This window comes from Rhodopseudomonas sp. BAL398, assembly GCF_033001325.1.
In the GTDB taxonomy this organism is placed as follows: domain Bacteria; phylum Pseudomonadota; class Alphaproteobacteria; order Rhizobiales; family Xanthobacteraceae; genus JARJEH01.
The window spans coordinates 5,192,677-5,211,631 of the sequence record NZ_CP133111.1; the positions used below are offsets into that span (position 1 = coordinate 5,192,677).

18 protein-coding genes are annotated in these 18,955 nt (G+C 64.5%); 13 read left to right on the top strand and 5 right to left on the bottom strand.

What is annotated here, in order from left to right; genetic code table 11:
- Positions 1-104: 104 nt before the first annotated feature.
- Positions 105-449 carry a 5-carboxymethyl-2-hydroxymuconate Delta-isomerase gene (locus RBJ75_RS24400; protein ID WP_044414471.1) on the bottom strand — a complete coding sequence of 115 codons (345 nt, stop codon included), beginning with the start codon at positions 447-449 and terminating at the stop codon, positions 105-107.
- Between the two features lie 35 nt (positions 450-484).
- Entirely contained in the window at positions 485-1,273 is a 789-nt protein-coding gene (locus RBJ75_RS24405) for an IclR family transcriptional regulator C-terminal domain-containing protein (protein WP_044414472.1), read from the bottom strand.
- A 383-nt stretch (positions 1,274-1,656) separates the two neighbouring features.
- Here RBJ75_RS24405 and RBJ75_RS24410 point away from each other — a divergent pair, with 383 nt between their 5' ends.
- The 13 genes from RBJ75_RS24410 (at position 1,657) to RBJ75_RS24470 (ending at position 15,952) form a co-directional block, all read left to right on the top strand.
- Positions 1,657-3,015, top strand: coding sequence for an aromatic ring-hydroxylating dioxygenase subunit alpha (locus tag RBJ75_RS24410; protein WP_044414473.1), 1,359 nt, complete (start codon positions 1,657-1,659; stop codon positions 3,013-3,015).
- A gap of 100 nt (positions 3,016-3,115) precedes the next feature.
- A complete protein-coding gene (locus tag RBJ75_RS24415; RefSeq protein WP_044414474.1) occupies positions 3,116-4,552 on the top strand; it encodes a glutamine synthetase family protein in 1,437 nt (478 codons plus the stop codon).
- A gap of 137 nt (positions 4,553-4,689) precedes the next feature.
- The gene (locus tag RBJ75_RS24420) at positions 4,690-6,165 is read left to right on the top strand and encodes an amidase (RefSeq protein WP_234707460.1); all 1,476 of its coding nucleotides are present in this window, start codon (positions 4,690-4,692) and stop codon (positions 6,163-6,165) included.
- Positions 6,162-6,968, top strand: a complete 807-nt coding sequence (locus RBJ75_RS24425) for an ABC transporter ATP-binding protein (protein WP_044414475.1) — start codon at positions 6,162-6,164, stop codon at positions 6,966-6,968. The genes RBJ75_RS24420 and RBJ75_RS24425 overlap by 4 nt, the downstream gene beginning before the upstream one ends.
- On the top strand, positions 6,961-7,716 hold the full coding sequence (locus RBJ75_RS24430; protein ID WP_044414476.1) for an ABC transporter permease: 756 nt from the start codon (positions 6,961-6,963) through the stop codon (positions 7,714-7,716). Before RBJ75_RS24425 ends, RBJ75_RS24430 begins: the two co-directional genes overlap by 8 nt.
- The gene (locus tag RBJ75_RS24435) at positions 7,713-8,723 is read left to right on the top strand and encodes an ABC transporter substrate-binding protein (RefSeq protein ID WP_276156835.1); all 1,011 of its coding nucleotides are present in this window, start codon (positions 7,713-7,715) and stop codon (positions 8,721-8,723) included. The genes RBJ75_RS24430 and RBJ75_RS24435 overlap by 4 nt, the downstream gene beginning before the upstream one ends.
- Before the next feature lie 2 nt (positions 8,724-8,725).
- Positions 8,726-9,556 (top strand): ABC transporter permease, encoded by an 831-nt coding sequence (locus RBJ75_RS24440; RefSeq protein WP_160297949.1) that lies wholly within the window; start codon positions 8,726-8,728, stop codon positions 9,554-9,556.
- 86 nt (positions 9,557-9,642) lie between these two features.
- Positions 9,643-10,818 (top strand): ABC transporter substrate-binding protein, encoded by a 1,176-nt coding sequence (locus tag RBJ75_RS24445; RefSeq protein ID WP_044414478.1) that lies wholly within the window; start codon positions 9,643-9,645, stop codon positions 10,816-10,818.
- Positions 10,819-10,994: 176 nt separating this feature from the next.
- On the top strand, positions 10,995-12,620 hold the full coding sequence (locus RBJ75_RS24450) for an amidohydrolase (RefSeq protein WP_044414479.1): 1,626 nt from the start codon (positions 10,995-10,997) through the stop codon (positions 12,618-12,620).
- Between the two features lie 9 nt (positions 12,621-12,629).
- On the top strand, positions 12,630-13,499 hold the full coding sequence (locus RBJ75_RS24455; protein WP_044414480.1) for a branched-chain amino acid ABC transporter permease: 870 nt from the start codon (positions 12,630-12,632) through the stop codon (positions 13,497-13,499).
- On the top strand, positions 13,496-14,497 hold the full coding sequence (locus RBJ75_RS24460) for a branched-chain amino acid ABC transporter permease (protein WP_044414481.1): 1,002 nt from the start codon (positions 13,496-13,498) through the stop codon (positions 14,495-14,497). Before RBJ75_RS24455 ends, RBJ75_RS24460 begins: the two co-directional genes overlap by 4 nt.
- Positions 14,494-15,258, top strand: coding sequence for an ABC transporter ATP-binding protein (locus RBJ75_RS24465; RefSeq protein WP_044414482.1), 765 nt, complete (start codon positions 14,494-14,496; stop codon positions 15,256-15,258). The genes RBJ75_RS24460 and RBJ75_RS24465 overlap by 4 nt, the downstream gene beginning before the upstream one ends.
- Positions 15,239-15,952, top strand: a complete 714-nt coding sequence (locus tag RBJ75_RS24470; protein WP_044414483.1) for an ABC transporter ATP-binding protein — start codon at positions 15,239-15,241, stop codon at positions 15,950-15,952. The genes RBJ75_RS24465 and RBJ75_RS24470 overlap by 20 nt, the downstream gene beginning before the upstream one ends.
- A gap of 53 nt (positions 15,953-16,005) precedes the next feature.
- On the opposite strand, the gene RBJ75_RS24475 is transcribed toward RBJ75_RS24470, so the two are convergent.
- The 3 genes from RBJ75_RS24475 to RBJ75_RS24485 are packed head-to-tail and all read right to left on the bottom strand — an operon-like array spanning position 16,006 to position 18,955.
- Positions 16,006-16,983 (bottom strand): ABC transporter ATP-binding protein, encoded by a 978-nt coding sequence (locus RBJ75_RS24475; protein ID WP_276156696.1) that lies wholly within the window; start codon positions 16,981-16,983, stop codon positions 16,006-16,008.
- Positions 16,980-18,065 (bottom strand): ABC transporter ATP-binding protein, encoded by a 1,086-nt coding sequence (locus RBJ75_RS24480; protein ID WP_044415548.1) that lies wholly within the window; start codon positions 18,063-18,065, stop codon positions 16,980-16,982. Before RBJ75_RS24480 ends, RBJ75_RS24475 begins: the two co-directional genes overlap by 4 nt.
- 2 nt (positions 18,066-18,067) lie before the next feature.
- On the bottom strand, positions 18,068-18,955 hold the full coding sequence (locus tag RBJ75_RS24485) for an ABC transporter permease (RefSeq protein ID WP_044415552.1): 888 nt from the start codon (positions 18,953-18,955) through the stop codon (positions 18,068-18,070).

The following is an 18,955-nucleotide window of genomic DNA, read 5'->3' on the forward strand; positions in this document are numbered from 1 at the left end:
CGGCGCCGTCCGGCAATTCCGGAATCGCGGCCGCCTATGCATCATTGGGCCGCGCCGCGAGCATGGCGAGCTCCGGCGATGTCACAACGCCTTGCCGATCCTTGTCAGTCGGAAGCCTTCAGCCGCTTCTTGTAGGCAAATGCGTCCATGTCGCGAATGTCGACGCTCAGGCTCTTGGTGTCGGGCAGCAACCGGACCATCGCGGCGCGCAGCGCTTCGCTGACCGCGACCTTCTGCTCCGGCGTGCGGCCTTCCAGCATGGAGACGCAAACGTGGCAGAAGCTGTCGCGCGCCCCGGCCACCAGATAGTCCGAATAGGGGATGACGCGGATCTTGAGGTCCGCGGCCTGCACCACGCCGGTCGCCGCCGCCGCGTCGTGCAGCGCGCGCATCAAGCTGGGCGCGTTAAAATCGGCGTGGCCTGAATGTTCGATCACGATATGCGGCATGTTGTTGTATCCGGTGTGATGAAAGGGCGCCGCCGTTATAGCAGCATGGATTTCACCGAAGCCGCGGCGTCACGCAGCAGCGGCAGGAAACGGTCGATCATCTCGCCGGTAGAGACGCGGTCGGTATGCGCGCCCATATTGATGGCCGCCGCGATGGTGCCGTCATAGCGCAACACCGGCACCGCGATCGAGCGGAATCCCGGCTCGGCCTCACGATCGACCAGCGAATAGCCCTTGTCGCGATCGGTGATGATGGTGGCGATCAGCAGCTCGCGATCGGTGACGGTGAAGGGCGTCAGCGGCTTCAGCTCCGTGCCCTCCAGCGCCGCCGCCAGCTCGCTGTTGGAGAACTGTCCGAGCAGGACGCGCCCGACCGAGCTGCAATAGGCCGGCAGCCGATAGCCGAGATCGATGCCGGCGGAGAATACCCGCGCCGGACTGCTGCGCGCGACGAAGACCACGTCCTTGCCGTCGAGAATTGCCAGCGAGGAAATCTCCTGCGCGGCGCGCGACACTTTATCCAGCATTGGCTGCAGGACCTGCACCACCTGGTTGGAGGTGAGGTAGGACGACGCCAGCGCCAGCACGCGCGGCGTCAGGGTGAATACGCGGCCGTCGCTGACGACATAGCCGGCGCGCATCAGCGTCAGCAGGATGCGGCGCGCGGTGGCGCGCGGCAGGGCGGCGGCCTTGGCAATGTCGCTCAGCGTCATCGCCTTGGTATCGGCGCCCAGCAGTTCGAACACCCGCAGACCGCGATCGAGGCTCTCGATGAAGTCGGTGCCGCCGTGGCCGTCGCCCGGCTGGCGTTTCAACTTCGGCATCGCGCGCTCTTATGCGCCACCCGGCAATTCGCCACGCCCGCCTGGACCGCGTGCCGACAGCGCCGTGATGTGTCTAGCTGCCTGGCATTGAGGGAATCGCAGGTCACCCCGCCAAAGAGCCCGCCGGCTTCTTGGTTCTTCAACACATTGAAACTCGATGCACTTTGTCTTCCTCGTTCAGTAGGTGAACATAAATTCGTTGGACGCAGGAGGCAAGCGGATGGGCAACCGGACCCGCGACCCGGCGCTGCCGCTTATCGCAGCAGTCACGCGTTAAAAATCAGGCTTGCAGCTAGACGCGAATTAGAGGCAGTATCATCAATAGCGCACGGATGTTCGCGTATTGAACAAGCTGAGCGGACATCTGAAGGGAGGATTTCACCATGATGAGCCAAGAGCAAAACGATCTGATCACCAGGATCGGCCCAAAGGCGCCGGCCGGCAAGTTGATGCGGATGTATTGGCAGCCCGCCGCGCTGGTTGATGAGCTCGTAGGTGAGCGCCCGATCAAGCCGGTCAAGCTGCTGGGCGAAGACTTCGTCCTGTTCCGTGACGAAGCCGGCCGCTACGGCCTGCTCGACCGCGACTGTCCGCATCGCGGAGCCGATCTCGCCTTCGGGCGTCTCGAAGGCGGCGGCCTGCGCTGCGCCTTTCATGGCTGGCTGTTCGATGTCGAGGGCAAGTGCCTGGAGACTCCGGCCGAGCCGGCGACATCGAAACTCTGCGCCGGCATCAAGCAGCGCGCCTATCCGGTGGTCGAAAAGGGCGGCATTCTGTGGACTTATCTCGGCGCCGGCGAGCCGCCGGCGTTTCCGGAACTGGATTGTTTCGCCGCGCCCGGCGCCTACACCTTCGCCTTCAAGGGCCTGTTCGAATGCAACTGGCTACAGGCGCTGGAAGTCGGCATCGATCCCGCCCACGCCTCCTTCCTGCATCGCTTCTTCGAAGACGAGGATACGTCGGCGGCCTATGGCAAGCAGTTTCGCGGCGCCTCGGCCGGCACCGAATTGCCGATGACCAAGATCCTGCGCGAATATGATCGCCCAATTATCAATGTGGAAAGCACCGAATACGGATTGCGGCTGATCGCGCTACGCGAACTCGACGAGCAGCGCACCCATGTCCGCGTCACCAATCAGGTGTTTCCGCATGGTTTCGTGATTCCGATGAGCACCGAGATGACGATCTCGCAGTGGCATGTCCCGGTCGATGACGAGAATTGTTACTGGTATGCGATTTTCACCAGCTACACCAAGCCCGTCGACAAGGATAAGATGCTGGCCCAGCGGCTCGAACTCTACGAACTGCCGGATTACAAGTCGCGCAAGAACCGCAGCAACGATTACGGCTTCGATCCGCACGAGCAGGCGCACGAGACCTACACGGGCATGGGCGCCGACATCAATGTTCACGACCAGTGGGCGGTGGAATCGATGGGCAGGATCCAGGACCGCACCCGCGAACATCTCGGCTCCAGCGACAAGGCGATCATCGCCTATCGCAAGCTGTTGCGCCAGGAGATCGAAAAGGTCGCCGGCGGCCAGAAGCCGATGATGACACTCGACGCCGACAATGCCCGCAGCATTCAGGGGCCAGGCACGATGGACGGCATCGGCCCCACCAGCGGCTGGGAAACCTACTGGATGGAAGTCGACGTCGCGCGCCGTCGCGGCGCGCCATGGGCGGCGCCGGTGCCGAACGAAACCTCGGCCACCGTCACCCGCATGACGGCCGCGGAATGATGGCGCGCGCAAGCGAGTCTCACCTTCCCCCTTCGGGGGAGGGTGAAGCGACCACGCAGCATCGATCTGTCGGAGCGACGTCTACCGCGAGGAGAGTGCATTGAGTTTCGTCGAACGTCACGGGTTGTGGTCCGCAGAGCAAAAGGACGCCGCCGTTCGGCTGAGACGAATGGCCGAGGAGCATAAGCTCGAGGTGATCCGGTTGTCGTTCCCGGATCAGCACGGCATCCTGCGCGGCAAGACCCTGATCGCCAGCGAGGCGCTGCGCTGCCTGGAGAATGGCTGCAGCATCACCACCACGATGTTCGCCAAGGACACCTCGCACAAAACCGTGTTTCCGGTGTTCACCGCCGGTGGCGGCTTCGGCATTCCGGAGATGCAGGGCGCGGCCGACGTGTTGATGATCCCGGATCCGACCACGTTTCGCGTGCTGCCTTGGGCCGACGCCACCGGCTGGCTGCTGTGCGACGTGCATTTCGCCGATGGCCGCCCGGTGCCGTTCGCCACCCGCAACCTGTTCAAGGGCGTGCTCGCCGATCTCAACAAGCGCGGCTATGATTTCGTCGCCGGGCTCGAGGTCGAGTGCCACATCTTCAAGAACGAAGAGACCCGGATGGCGCCCGAAGACGCCGGCCAGCCCGGCCGCCCGCCGGATGTCAGCCTGTTGTCGCACGGCTATCAATATCTCACCGAGCAGCGCTACGACCAGATGGAGCCGGTGCTCGAATTCATCCGCCGCGACGTCATGGCGCTCGGCCTGCCGCTGCGCTCGGTAGAAGTCGAATACGGCCCGAGCCAATGCGAGTTCACCTTCGCGCCGACCGTGGGTCTGACACCGGCGGACAGCATGGTGTTGTTTCGCAGCGCCGTGAAGCAGATCTGCCATCGCCGCGGTTATCACGCCACTTTCATGTGCCGGCCGAAGATCCCCAACGTGGTGTCGTCGGGCTGGCATCTGCACCAGTCGATCGTGTCGCGCGCCACCGGCGAAAACGCTTTCATGTCGGATGATAAAGCCGAAGCGCTGTCGCCGTTCGGCCGCGGCTATCTCGCCGGGCTGCTGGCCCATGCGCGCGCCGCAACCGTGTTCACCACGCCGACCATCAATGGCTATAAGCGCTATCGCTCCTATTCGCTGGCGCCCGATCGGGCGATCTGGGGCCGCGACAACCGCGGCGTGATGCTGCGCGTGCTCGGCGGCGCCGGCGATGCCGCGACGCGGATCGAAAATCGCGTCGGCGAGCCCGCCGCCAATCCCTATCTCTATATGTCGTCGCAGATCCTCGCCGGGCTCGACGGCGTCGACCGCGCGCTCGAGCCGGGTCCCTCGGCCGATACGCCTTATGAAACCGAGGCCGCGCTGCTGCCGAAGTCGCTGCGCGAGGCGGTGTTCGCCCTGAAGGACGATCCCTTCTTCCGCGAGGCGATGGGCTCGACCATCGTCGATTACTACACCCACATCAAACTCGCCGAGATCGAGCGCTTCCAGTCGGAAGTATCCGATTGGGAGCAACGCGAATATTTCGAGATGTTTTGACCATGGGTTCAAAAATGGATGGCAGCTGTTCATAGCGGAGCGAGGTGAGACCCTGCGCTGGCATGTGATCTGCATAACAACTGGCGGCGCATCTGACTGGCATGTCAGACCAAGCTGTGCCGAAATGGAGTGAGGGAATGGCTGTATCATCGGTCGCTATGCCATCGCGCGGATTGAGCTTCGCGGACTATGTCAATCACGACGCCATCGGACTCGCAGGCCTGGTTCGCAACGGCGACACCAGCGCCGATGAACTACTCGATATCGCGGTCGCGCGAATCAAGGCGGTGAACCCGGCGATCAATGCCGTAGTCGACCTGTTTGTCGACAAGGCCAGGAAGGTGATCGCAAAGGGCCTTCCCGATGGTCCGTTCACCGGCGTCCCCTTCTTGCTCAAGGATCTGTTCATTGATCTCGAAGGAACCACCACCACGAGCGGCGCGGTATTTCTGAAGGATACGGTTGCGAAACGGAATAGCACCGTTGCCGATCGCTACAACGCAGCCGGGCTGGTGATCTTTGGCAAGACCCATAGCTGCGAGTTCGGCGGGTCGCCCACCACCGAGAGCCAGCTCTACGGCGTCACGCGCAATCCCTGGAATCTGAACTACAGCGCCGGCGGTTCGAGCGGCGGATCGGCGGCTGCCGTTGCGGCGGGCATTTTGCCGGCCGCAAATGGCAGCGATGCCGGCGGCTCGATCCGTTCGCCGGCATCTGCCTGCGGCCTGTTCGGCCTGAAGCCGAGCCGCGGCCTGGCCCCGCTCGGCCCGGCACGCTTCGATGGCGGGGGCGGCATCGCCACGGTGCATGCGCTGACGCGCTCGGTGCGCGACAGCGCCGCACTGCTCGACGCTGTCGCCGGTTACGAGCCGGGCGGGTCGTATGCCAGTCCGGCGCAGGCCCGTCCGTTTCTCGATGACGTGTTGCAGGAGCCGGGGCGCTTGCGCATCGCGGTGATGCCGCAGTCGCTGTTTGGCGAGGAGGTGGCGCCGGATTGTGTGGCGGCGGTCGCCGATGCAGCGGCGTTGTGCGCCACGCTCGGCCACATCGTCGAGGAAGCAGCGCCGGCTATCGACGTCGAATTGTTTGCTCGGACCCGGCTGGTTCTGAAGGGCGCCGCAGCCGCGACCGGCATCCACGCCGCCGAGCGCGGCCTTGGCCGCAAGGCTACCGAGCGGGATTTCGAGGCTGCCACCTGGGAAGCCTATCGCCTCGGCCTCACGATCACCGGCGAGGACGTGATGCGCGCGCGCGAGGGGATGTTTGCGCTGCATCAGCAGGTCGCGCAGTTCATGACCGGCTACGATATGATCTTGTCGCCGACCACCGCGTTCGGCCCGTTTCCGGTCGGCATCATGGGCCACGAGCATCTAGACGAGGCAGCCGGCGCCTTTCGACGCCGGGTGTCGTGCTTCACGGCACTGGTCAACATGACCGGCCAGCCGGCGATGTCGGTGCCGCTATTCTGGAACGCCGCCGATATGCCGGTCGGCGTCCAGTTCTGGGGCCGCTTCGCAGAGGAGGCGACCTTGTTCCAACTCGCCGGCCAGCTGGAGTGCGCGCGCCCCTGGTTCAATCGACTGCCCTCCATGACTCGGAAACTGGCATCATGACCGAAACCGGCTCGCCCTATCTGAACATCCGCGAGGTCAACAAGGTCTATGGCGGCCGACACGGGGACGCAACGACCGCGCTGAAGAGCATCAGCTTCGACGTGAAGCAGGGTGAATTCGTCGCCATCCTCGGTCCGTCCGGCTGCGGCAAGTCAACCTTGCTGCAGATTGTTGCCGGACTCATCGATCGCACCGCCGGCGACGTCACGCTGAACGGCAAGGCGGTGACGTCGCCACCGCCGGAAATGGTCTATCTGTTCCAGCAATACAGCAAGTCGCTGCTGCCCTGGCGCACCGTCGAACAGAACGTTGCCTTGGTTTTCGAATCGAAGCGCATGAAGAAGCGCGAAATCGCGGAACGCTGTGGCGAGTACCTGCAGATGGTGGGGCTCGGCAGTTTTCGCAGCCATTACCCTTGGCAGCTCTCCGGCGGCATGCAGCAGCGCGTCGCGATTGCCCGCGCGCTGGCGGCGCAACCCCGCGTGCTGCTGCTCGACGAACCGTTCAGCGCCGTCGATGCACTGACCCGGATCGAGCTGCAATCGCTGGTGCTCGATCTTTGGGCCCGGCAGGGCCTGACGGTTCTGCTGATCACCCACGACGTCGACGAGGCCGTTTTCATGGCCGATCGAATCGCCGTGCTGTCGTCGCGCCCGTCGACCGTGGAGATGATGGTGAGCACTGAGCTGCCACGGCCGCGCGACGCGATGGACACCCGCGAACTGCCGAGGTTCCTGCAGCTTCGCCATGAGCTGGTGACCCATCTGCTGAATCGCCAGAACGCGGGGCGCATCGATGCCTGAACTCGGCCGCAAGGGATTTGGGGTACTGTCGGTGCTCGGCGCGCTGTTGCTATGGGAACTGATCTGCCGCGCCGGACTGGTGAATCTGTTTCTGTTGCCGCCGCCGTCGCAGATCGCTCCGGCGCTGTGGAATATCCTGGCCTCGGGGAGCTTCCTCGCCCCGCTCGGGCAGACACTGGGCATGCTGCTGATCGGCTACACCATCGCCTGCACGGCTGGCATCGGTCTCGGACTGCTGATGGGCTGCAACGACTATGCCTATGGCCTGCTGGAGCCGCTGGTCGAGGTGATCCGGCCGATTCCGAAGCCGGCATTGATTCCGGCCATGGTGGTGTTTCTCGGCATCGGCGCCGGCATGAAAATTACCATGGTGGCGCTGGCGGTGCTGTTTCCGGTGCTGATCAATACGCTACAGGGCGTCCGCGGTGTCGATCCGGTATTGCTCGGCACTGCGCGCACGCTGGGCTGTTCGCGCGCCGAGACAATTCGCAAGATCATCCTGCCGGCCTCGCTGCCGATGATCCTGACCGGCATGCGCGTCAGCCTCAGCATGGGGCTGGTGCTGGTGATCCTGGCCGAAATGCTGGCGGCCGACAGCGGCATCGGCTTTCGTATTCTCGATCTGCAGCGCTCGTTCCAGGTTCGGCCGATGTACGCCTGGATCGCCATTCTGGCGGCCGTCGGCCTGCTATTGAATACGCTGTTTGAAATGGTCGAAGACCGCGCCGTGCCATGGCGAGCGAAATGATTGCCCATGCTGAAGAAACGACCCCCAATGTGGACCTCGAGAAAGGATCTTGGATGATTTGGATGAAATCACTGCGTGCCGTCGCGCTCGCCGCCTCGCTGCTGAGCTGCGCCGCAGCTTCCGCGGAGACTGTGCGCGTCAACTATATCCCGATCGCCGACGTAACACCGCTTTTCGTGGCGATCGACAAGGGATATTTCACTGCTGAGGGCCTGACGATTGTGCCGACACCGTCGACCGGCGGCGCCGCGGGCATACCCGGACTGATGGCCGGTGCCTTCGACGTGATGTATGGCAACGTAGTCTCCACCATGCTGGCGCAGCAGCAGGGGTTCAAGCTGGAGGTGATCAGCGCCGGCACCAAGCAAACCGAGAATCCAGTTAATACCAACGGACTGGTTGCCCGCGCGGGCGAGTCGGTCAAGACCGGCAAGGATCTCGAAGGCAAGACCGTTGCGGTCAACACGCGTAATGGCATCATCTGGTTGTTCGCGCGGGCTTGGATCGCCAAAACCGGAGGCGACCCCAGCAAGGTGACCTTCAAGGAAGTGCCGTTTCCCCAAATGCCGGACGCGTTGCGTGGCAAGCAGGTCGACGCTGCCTTTATGGTCAATCCGTTTTTCAATGCCGCCATTGGCGATCCCAAGACTTTCGCCTTTGTGGCGGCGCCCTATCGCGTGGTGCAGCCGGGCGTCGAGGTCGGCCATTACATCTGTACCCAGGAATATTACGCGGAGCACCGTGAGACGATCGCCAAATACTACCGCGCCTTCCGCAAGGGCGTGCAGTGGTACAACGCCCATCTGAAAAGTCCGGACCTGATTCCGATCATCTCCGGCTTCACCAAGATGAAGCCCGAGCTGGTTGCCACGTTAAACCTGCAGCCACTGCCCGAAACCATCGATCTCGATGCGGTGGCGACCACCGTGAAACTGATGAAGGATGCCGGTCTGCTGACCAAGGATATCGATCTCAAGGGCATGACCAATCCGGCAGCCCTGAAATGACCATGGCGGCGTCGATCACAGCGGACGAACCGGCGGCGGCTCCGCCGGTTCGACGCCACCTGCTCGGAAACATCGCCCGAAGCAGGCTGAGCGGGACCATCCTGATCGCGTTGCTGCTGCTGCTGTGGGAAGCGTCGGCGGCGCGCGGTTGGATCGTGAGTGACAATTGGCCGCGGTTCAGCTCTGTGCTGGTTGCGGCATGGGTGGGATTGTGGTCCGGGGAACTGGCTCAGATTCTCGGCTCGACGCTGTACCGGATGCTGGCCGGCTATGCGGCCGGTTGTGCCCTCGGGGTGTTGTTCGGCGTGCTTCTCGGCAACATTCGCCTTCTCGACTGGCTGATCCGCCCACTGCTCGAAATTCAGCGCACGCTGCCGTCACCGGCGATCATTCCGCCGCTGATCCTGTTTCTGGGCGTTGACGACACGCTGAAGATTGTCATCATCATGCTGGCGGTGTTTCAACCGGTGTTCGTTAACACCTATGGTGGCGTCCGCGGGTTGGATGAAACCATGTTGATGACGGCAAGAACTCTGAGCCTCAATCGTTTCGACACGTTGCGCAAGATCGTGTTGCCCGCAAGCTTGCCGGCGATTGCGGCCGGCATGCGGATAGCGCTGTCGCTGGCTTTGATCATGGCGGTGATCGGGGAGATGATCTCCGGCTCAAGCGGAGTCGGCAATTACCTGATGACGATGCAATATGCCATGCGTGCGGACTCGATGTATGCTGCGGTCATCTGCCTGGCGGCGGCGGGCTATATCATGAACCGTATCTTCCTCGTGGTCGAAAGCGCTGCGCTGCATTGGCATCATTCGGCACGGGCCGAGTGATGCGACGATCGCCGATCGGCGGGTTGAGCGTGTCTGACCTGCCGATCGAAACCCACTCATCGACTTCGCAACAAAGGACTCACGCAATGAACCGACGCTCCTCCTCGCTCCTTGCTGTAGCTATCCTGGCTCTGATGAGCGGCACGGCTTCCGCCGACGTCGTCAAGGTTGGCGTGATCGGCACCATGTCGGGGCCCTACGCCCTGTTCGGCAAGAATTTCAAGATGGGCATCGATGCCTGGGTGGCCGATCACGGCAACAAGGTCGGCAGCCACGAGGTGGAATTCATCTACAAGGACGAGGAAGGCCCGAACCCCGCGAAGTCCAAGGCGCTGGCGCAGGAATTGATCGTCAAGGACAAGGTGCAGTATCTCGCCGGGGTGTATTTCACGCCCAACGCCATGGCGATCGCGCCATTGTTGGAAGAATCCAAGACGCCGCTGGTGGTGATGAATGCCGCGACCTCGTCGATCGTGCAGAAGAGCCCCTATATCGTGCGCACCTCGTTCACGATGTGGCAAAACACCGTGCCGGCCGCCAACGTTGCCTGGAAGGCCGGCTCCAAGAAGGTCGCCATCGCGGTCGCCGATTACGGCCCGGGTATCGACGCCGAAGCCGCCTTCAAGAAGACCTTCGAGGCCGACGGCGGCAGCGTGGTCGAGGCCGTGCGTATTCCGCTGGCCACCACCGATTTCAGCCCGATCATGCAGCGCATCAAGAATTCCGGCGCCGACACGATCTTCACCTTCCTGCCCTCCGGGCCGCCGACGCTCGGTTTCGTCAAGGCCTATATCGATAACGGCCTGAAGGCTGACGGCATCAAGCTGATGTCGACCGGCGACGTCGTCACTGAGCCCGACCTGCCTAACATCGGCGACCAGGGCATCGGCATCCTGTCGACCTATCACTACGCCGTGTCGCATGATTCGCCTGAGAACAAGGCGTTTCTCGCCACGCTGCAGAAGGACGGCGCGAAGCTCGACGACGTCACCATGACCTCGGTCGCGGCCTATGACGGCGCCCGGGTGATCTACAAGATGATCGAGGCCACCGACGGCAAGCGTGACCCGGAAAAGGCGATCGCCGCCGTCAAGGGCATGAAGTGGACCAGCCCACGCGGTCCGGTGTCGATCGATCCCGACACCCGCCACATCAGGCAGAACGTCTATCTGCGCAGCGTCGAAAAGGTGGACGGCAACCTGATTAACAAGGAAAGCCAGACCTTCGCCGATCAGCCGGACTGGGCGCTGAGCACAAAGTGACGGCTCGATAGTCGCGAATGTCGACCGGGGTGGCGCGCGGCATGGCCGCGCGCCACGGTGTCTAGATCGATGAACGGCTTCGGCTTGCAGTTTCGGATGGCAGTCGTTCGCCGTCGACGTGCCCATGAAAGACATGACGGCGATCTCGGCCGTTGAACATTGAGGTTGTGTCCAGGATGTCCGCTGCCGCCCGTTCCATCCTGCTGGCCAACGGCCGGATCTATCGTTCGGCATGGGACGAGTCTCCGGCCGACAGCATGGTCGTGCGCGGCGAACGGGTGGTGTGGAGCGGCGCAAGGGGAGATGCGCCGACGGCGGACGATCGCATCGACCTTGGTGGCGCCACCGTTATCCCCGGCCTGACCGATGCGCATATCCATCTGTTCGCCATCGCCCATGCGCGATTGCAGATGTCGGTATCGCCGCGCGACGCCGACGATATCGCCGGCGTGCTGCAGCGGCTTGCCGTCCGCGCGCAGTCGATCCCGGCGGGCAAGTGGGTCTACGCGGCCGGACTTGATGAAAATGGCCTGGCCGAACGCCGGCTGCCGACGCGGCATGAGCTTGATGCCGCGCTGCCGGATCATCCGGTGCTGGTGCGCCGCTTCTGCGGCCATGTCGCGGTCGTCAACAGCGCGGCGCTGCGCCTGCTCGGCATCGACGATTCGATCGCCGATCCAGAGGGCGGCAATTTCGGCCGAGACGCTGGCGGCGCGCTCGACGGCTGCGCCAAGGAAAGCGCCGCCGAACTGCTGTTTCGCGCTGCGCCGCCTCTGGATCGTTCCGATTTGGTCGCGGCGCTGCGGCTGACCATCGCTGATAGCGTGCGGTTCGGCATGGTGGCGGCGGTGGAGGCGGCGGTCGGCTTCACCATCGGCTTCGATGCCGAATTCGCGATCTGGCAAGAGTTGCGCCGCGGCGACAGGCTGCCGTTGCGGCTCGGTTTCATGCATCAGCTCGATCCAGCCGAGGCCGCCGCGCGCGGGTTGACGCCGACGCCGCACGCGGACTGGCAATCGATGACGCTCAAATATTTCGCCGACGGCATCGTCGGCGCGCGCACCGCTGCGGTCAGCGAGGATTACTTCGATACGCCGAGCCGTGGCTTCTTCATGCGCGACGAGGCGGAACTGACGCGGGTAATCGGCGAGGCCCATGCGGCGGGCTGGCAGATCGCGGTCCACAGCGTTGGCGACCGCGCCAGCGATTGCGTCATCGCCGCCTATGAGGCGGCGCAGGCCGCCACGCCCCGCGACGATGCCCGGCATCGGATCGAACATTACTTCGTGCCGCCCGCCGACGGTCTGGCGCGGATGCGCCGGCTCGGCGCGCTGGTGGTGATGCAGCCGAGTTTCCTGACCAGGATGCGGCGCTCGATCGCCGGCGCATTCGGCCCGCGGGCCGAGCGCTGCTATCCGGGACGCTCGGTGATCGATGCCGGCGTTGCCTATGTGGCGACCTCGGACGCGCCGACCGGCGCCTGGTCGCCTTGGGACGGCATCGCCGATGCGGTCGGCCGCGCCTGCGACAACGGTGCGGCGATCGGCGCCGGTGAGGCGATCACGGTGCGCGAGGCGATCCATAGCTACACCGCGGGCGGCGCCTTCGCGATGAAGCAGAACGGCTGGCGCGGCACGCTGGCGCCCGGCATGGCGGCCGACCTGATCGCGCTCGACCGCGATCCCTTCGCAGCGGACGCGGCATCGCTGCGGCAAACAAGCGTGTTGTTGACGATGACCCGCGGCGAGGTGGTCCATGACTCGTTGTCGTCGCAGTGGCGCGCCGCCACGGCTTTGGCGTAGGGTTGCCGCATGCGCACAGCACTCAGCATCGCGATCGACGCCCTGGCCTATGGCATGGTGCTGTTCATCATCTCGATCGGCCTGTCGATCATGATGGGGCTGATGCGCGTGGTGAATCTGGCGCATGGGGCGTTCGCGATGATCGGTGGCTATCTCGCCTCCTATGCGATCCGCGATTTGCATGTCCATTACAGCGTGGCGATCCTGATCGCGGTGATCGGCACCATCATCGTGTCGATCCCGTTCGAGCTGCTGCTGTATCGCCGGATCTATCGTAAATCCGATCCGCTGATCCAGGTGCTGATGACGATCGGCATCACCTTCTTCATCATCGGCGTGGTCAATTTCACTTTCGGGCCGTCGCTGAAGACGATCCCGCTGCCGGCGCTGCTGAGCGGCCCGCTCGACATCGGCTTCCGCTCGCTGCCGACCCATCGGCTGTTCGTGATCGCTTGCGGCGTGGTCACCGCGCTGGCGCTGTGGCTGCTGATCGAGAAGACCGGATTCGGCATCAAGCTGCGGGCGTCAGTGGATCATAGCGACATGGCCGATGCGCTCGGCATCCGCACCGAAATCATCTATGCGGCCACTTTCGCGCTGGCGATCGGGCTGGGCGCGTTCGGCGGCGTGGTCGGCGCCGAGATCCTACCGATCGAGCCGTTTTACGCGCTGCGCTATATGGTGACATTTCTGGTCGTGGTCTCGGTCGGTGGCGCGGGCTCCATCACCGGCGCGCTGTCGGCGTCGCTGCTGCTCGGCCTCGCCGACACCACCGGCAAATATCTGGCGCCGCAATATGGCGAGTTCTTCTTCTATCTCACCGTGATCGTCATCGTGTTTCTGTTCCCGCACGGTCTGTTCGGCAGGAAGCACGCATGACCGACCTTGCGATCGATCACCTGCCGCGCAGGCGGAGCATTCCATTGGTTCATGAGGCGATCAGTGCGCTGGTCATCATCGCCCTCGGCGCGGCGGGTTATGTGCTGTTTCCGGACGATCTGGCGTTCCTGACGCGGCTGATCGGCATCTCCTTCCTGGTGTTGTCGCTGGACCTGGTCACCGGCTATTGCGGCATCGCCACGCTGGGCCATGCCGCGACCTTTGGCGTCGCGGCCTATGCGGCCGGAATTGCCTGCGTGCGCGGCATCACCGATCCGCTGGCGCTGCTCGGCATCGGCATCGTCGCCGGCGCGTTGATGGGGCTGATCTCCGGCGCGCTGATCGCGCGGTTTCGCGGGCTGCCGCAATTAGTGCTGTCGATCGCGGTCGGGCAATTGGTTGCGGCGCTGGCCAACAAACTGCATTTTCTCACCGGCGGCAGCGATGGCCTGGCCAGCATCGAGGCTGGCAAGGTGTTCGGCATCTACCATTTCGACATGTACAGCCGCACTGCCTATCTGTTCTCGCTGGCGATCCTCGTCGTGGTGTTCGTGGCGCTGATGCGTTTCGTGCGCTCCCCATTCGGACTGCTATGCCGCGGCATCAAGGACGATGACCTGCGCGCCAAGATGATCGGCGTTATGGTCTATCCGCGGCTTGTCATCATGTATGGGGTGTCCGGCGCGGTGGCCGGCGTCGGCGGCGCGTTGACAGCGATGAGTACCGGCGTGGTCGGGCTCGACAGCGTCAGCTTCGAGCGCTCCGCCGAGGTGCTGGTGATGCTGGTGCTCGGCGGTGCCGGGCATTTGTGGGGTGCGCTGGCCGGCGCGGTGTTGTTCCAGATCTTCGAGCATATCGTGGCGGCCGCCAATCCGTTCCACTGGATGACGCTGGTGGGGTTGTTGCTGATCCTGATCGTGGTGTTCGCGCCGAAGGGCTTGATCGAGCCGGTGCTGAATCTGGCCCGGCGCCTGGCGCGCAAAGGCAAGGCATCATGACGGCGCTGCTCGAAGCCCGCGGCATCTCGCGCGCCTTCGGCGGCTTGCGGGTCACCGACAATGTCAGCTTCGCGCTGCGGGGCGGCGACCGCGTCGCGCTGATCGGGCCGAACGGCGCCGGCAAGACCACTTTGGTCAATCTGATGACCGGCGACCTGGCGCCAAGCGCGGGCCAGTTTCTGATGAGCGGCGACGATATCACCGGCGCCAGCATTCCCGATCGGGTGCAGCGCGGCCTGGTGCGCACGTTCCAGACCACGCGCTTATTCCAGAGCCTGACCGTCGCCGACAATGTCGCGCTGGCGATCATGCAGCGTCGCGGCATCACCAGGAGATTCTTTACGCGTGCGACGGAGCGGCCCGATGTGCGCGCCGAATGGAGCGGGATTCTCGCCCGCCTCGGCCTCGATCGGCTGGCCTATCGCCCGGTCTCGGAACTGGCTTATGGCCAGCAACGGCTGATCGAGCTGGCGATCGGCATTGCGCTGCGGCCGAAGGTGCTGCTGCTCGACGAGCCAGCGGCCGGCGTGCCCCATGACGAGGCACCGAAGATCCTCGACGCCATCAACCAGTTGCCCGGGGACATCGCGGTGCTGATGATCGAGCACGACATGGACCTGGTGTTCAAATTCGCCAGCCGGGTGCTGGTGCTGGCGGCCGGTCGGCTGATCTTCGAAGGATCGCCGCAGCAGGTCACCGCCGACCACGAGGTCCGCCGCGCCTATCTCGGGAGCTATGCCGATGCCCGCCGCGTCACTTGAAATCCACGGCCTGTGCGCAGGCTATGGCCCGACCCGCATCATCGAGGAGGTGTCCTTTGCGGTGAAGGCGGGCGATCGCCTCGCCGTGCTCGGGCGCAACGGCATGGGCAAGACCACGCTGCTGGCGACGCTGATGGGGCTGACGACGCGCCATGCCGGCCAGATCAGGATCGGCGACGAGGACGTGGCCGGCCGCCGCACCTCGGCCCGCGTCGACCTTGGCATCGGCTATGTGCCGCAGACCCGCGACATTTTCGCCTCCCTCACGGTCGAGGAAAATCTGCGCACCGGACTGAAGGGGCGGCCGGCCTCGGCGCTGGACGAGGCCTATGCGATGTTTCCGCGGCTGCGCGAGCGCCGCGGCAATTACGGCATGCAATTGTCCGGCGGCGAGCAGCAGATGCTCTCGATGGCCCGCACGCTGCTCGGCAAGCCGCAGATTCTGTTGCTCGACGAACCGCTCGAAGGCCTGGCGCCGGTGATCTGCGACGAGCTGATGGCGCAGTTGACGACGCTCGCGGGCAGCCGCGAGGTGACCATCGTGCTGGTCGAGCAGCAGATCGAGCGCGCGCTGGATTTCGCCAACGCGGTCATCGTGATGGAGCGGGGCCGCACCAGCTGGTCGGGCGCGCCGGACGCATTGCGATCCGACCGCGCGCTGGTCGATCGCCTGGTCGGCGTCGGTATTCACTGAGCCGGCGTTATCGGACGTCTCGCCCGATATTCGCGCAGACGGCGACGATTGAATCAGGCATCGGCTGTTTCGGGATCCACCAACACGCAGCGCGCGGTGCGGTTGGGGCCGACCACGATGTCGGGCGGCAGCGCCGCGGTGCAACGCGGCTGGGTATGAGCGCAGCGCGGCGCGAAGGAGCAGGCGGTCGGCGCCTTGTCGAGCGACGGCGGGGTGCCGGGGATCGTCTCCAGTCTGGCGCCGCGCTTGGCGCCGTGCACCGTGGAGGCGAGCAGGCCCTGGGCATAAGGATGCAGCGGCGTGCGCACGATCTCGCGCAAGGTGCCCTGTTCGATGATCTGCCCGGCATACATCACCGCGACGCGGTCGCAGATCTCGATTGCGACGCCGATGTCGTGGGTCACGAAGATCACCGACATGCCGAATTCGCGCTGCAATTCGCGCAGCAGCAGCAGGATCTGGATCTGCACGGTGGCGTCCAGCGCGGTGGTCGGCTCGTCGGCCAGCAGGATCTTCGGCTTGCAGGCCAGTGCCAGCGCGATCATCGCGCGCTGCCGCATGCCGCCGCTCATCTCATGCGGATAGGCGTCGAGCCGTCGCTTGGCGGAGGGAATCCGCACCACTTCCAGCATCTCCAGCGCCCGCGCGGTGGCGTCCTGCTGGCTCTTGCCTTCGTGGCGCATCACGGTTTCGGCGATTTGCTGGCCGATGGTGTAGACCGGATCCAGCGCCAGCGCCGGCTCCTGAAAGATCATCGAGACGGTCTGGCCGCGAAACGTTGACAGATCCTCGTCGCCGAGCGCCAGCACGTCGCGGCCCATGACCTGCACCGAGCCGGAGATCTGCGTGCGCTTCCTTGGCAGCAAGCGCATCAGCGCCCGCAGCGTCACGCTCTTGCCGGAACCGGATTCGCCCAGCAGACCCAGCACCTCGCCCTCGGCGAGCGTGAAGCTGAGATCGTTCACCGCATGGACCGTGCGCTCGCCGGTGAAGCGGATGTTGAGATTGTTGACCTCGACCAGATTGCTCATGACAGCGTCTGCGCCTTGCGTTGAAGATTGTCCGTGGCTGGCGCGCGGCTGTGGCCCGAATTCGGGATCGCCATATAGCAGGCGGCCTGATGGCCGAGGCCGTCGAGCTCGGTGAGTTTTGGCGTGGCGCCGCCGCACATCGGCTCGGCGAAGGGGCAGCGGGTGTGAAACCTGCAACCGGCCGGCGGGTCGATCGGATTCGGCGGATCGCCGGAGATCGGCGGCACTTCGGTGCGTTTGTCCGGGTCCGACGACGGCATCGCCGCCAGCAGCGCCTGTGTATAGGGATGCGCCGGATGATCCCAGACGCTGTCGACCGGGCCGAGCTCGACGACTTCGCCGAGATACATCACCAGCACGCGGTCGGAAATGTAGCGTACCACATTGAGGTCATGGCTGATGAACAGATAGGTCAGGCCGAATTCGCGCTTGAGATCGACCAGCAGATTGAGCACCTGCGCCTCGACCGATTTGTCGAGCGCCGACACCGCCTCGTCGAGAATGACCAGCCGCGGTGACAGCGCCAGGGCACGCGCGATGTTGACGCGCTGACGCTGGCCGCCGGAAATCTCGTGCGGATAGCGCGCGGCGAAATTTTCCGGACGCAGGCCGACCTTGCCGAGCAGCTCGCGCGCCAGCTGGCGCGCGGCGGAATCGGCCATGCCGTGCACCTTGGGGCCGAACGCGATCGATTCCTCGATGGTGAGGCGCGGGTTCAGCGAGGCGTAGCTGTCCTGAAACACCATCTGCATGCCGCGGCGCAATTCCCGCAGACTGAGCTCGCGGCCGACCTGGCGGCCGTCGAAGATGATCTCGCCGGCATTGCGCGGCATCAGATGCATCAACAGCCGCGCGGTGGTCGACTTGCCGCAGCCGGACTCGCCGACAATGCCGACGGTCTCGCCCTTGGCGATCGAGAAGCTGACGTCGTCGACTGCGCGGACTGTCTTGGCGGCGGCGAACAGCCCGCCGCGCACCGGGAAATGCTTGGTCAGGCCGCTGACCTTGAGCATCGCCTCGGCGACGCCGCCGATGTCCTGGATCGGCTCCAAACGGTCGATGGGTTCGAGAATCTCGCTCATCGTCAATTCCTGATATCCATGGCGCTGCGCATGCCGTCGCTGAGCAGATTGAAGCAGATCGACACCGCGAAGATCATCGCGCCGGGCAGCGCCGCCACCCAGGGATTGACGTAGATCGCGGTGCGCAGCGTGTTGAGCATCAAGCCCCATTCGGGCTCCGGCGGCTTGGTGCCGAGCCCGAGAAAGGACAGGCCGGCGGCGAGGATCATCGACACCGAGATCAACCCGGTGGCGTAGACGAAGATCGGCCCCAGCACGTTGCCCAGCATGTGCACCCGCATGATGGTGAAGGCGCCGGCGCCCGACGCTCGCGCGGCCTCGACGAAATCCATGTTGCGCACGCCCGTGGTGACGCTTTCGGCGACGCGGGTGATCTGCGGCATGAACACCACGGTCAGCGACACGATCGTATTGGTGATGCCGGCGCCGAGCGCGCCGGAAATCGCGATCGCCAGCAGCACCGAGGGAAAGGCGTAGAACACGTCGATGGTGCGCATGATCGCAGTGTTGACCTTGCCGCCGACATAGCCGGCGATCAGGCCGAGCGAGGTGCCGATGGTGAAGGCGAGGATCACCGGCAGGATGCCGATCAACAGCGACAGTCGGCCGCCATAGATCAGTCGCGCCAGCATGTCGCGGCCGAGTTCGTCGCTGCCGAGCGGGTAGTTCGGCGTGCCGATTGGTTTCAGCCGGCGGATCATCGAGCCGTGATAGGGATCGGCGAGGCCGAGCCACGGCGCCAGCAGCGCCGACAGGAAGATCGCCAGCAACACCACCGCGCAGGCGATGCTGATCTTGTCGCGCGATAGCCTGCGGCCGACGGTGGCCCAATAGCCGCGGGCGGGCCCGGCGGGGGCGGCTTGCAGTGCGGAGTCGGTGATTGCGGTCAT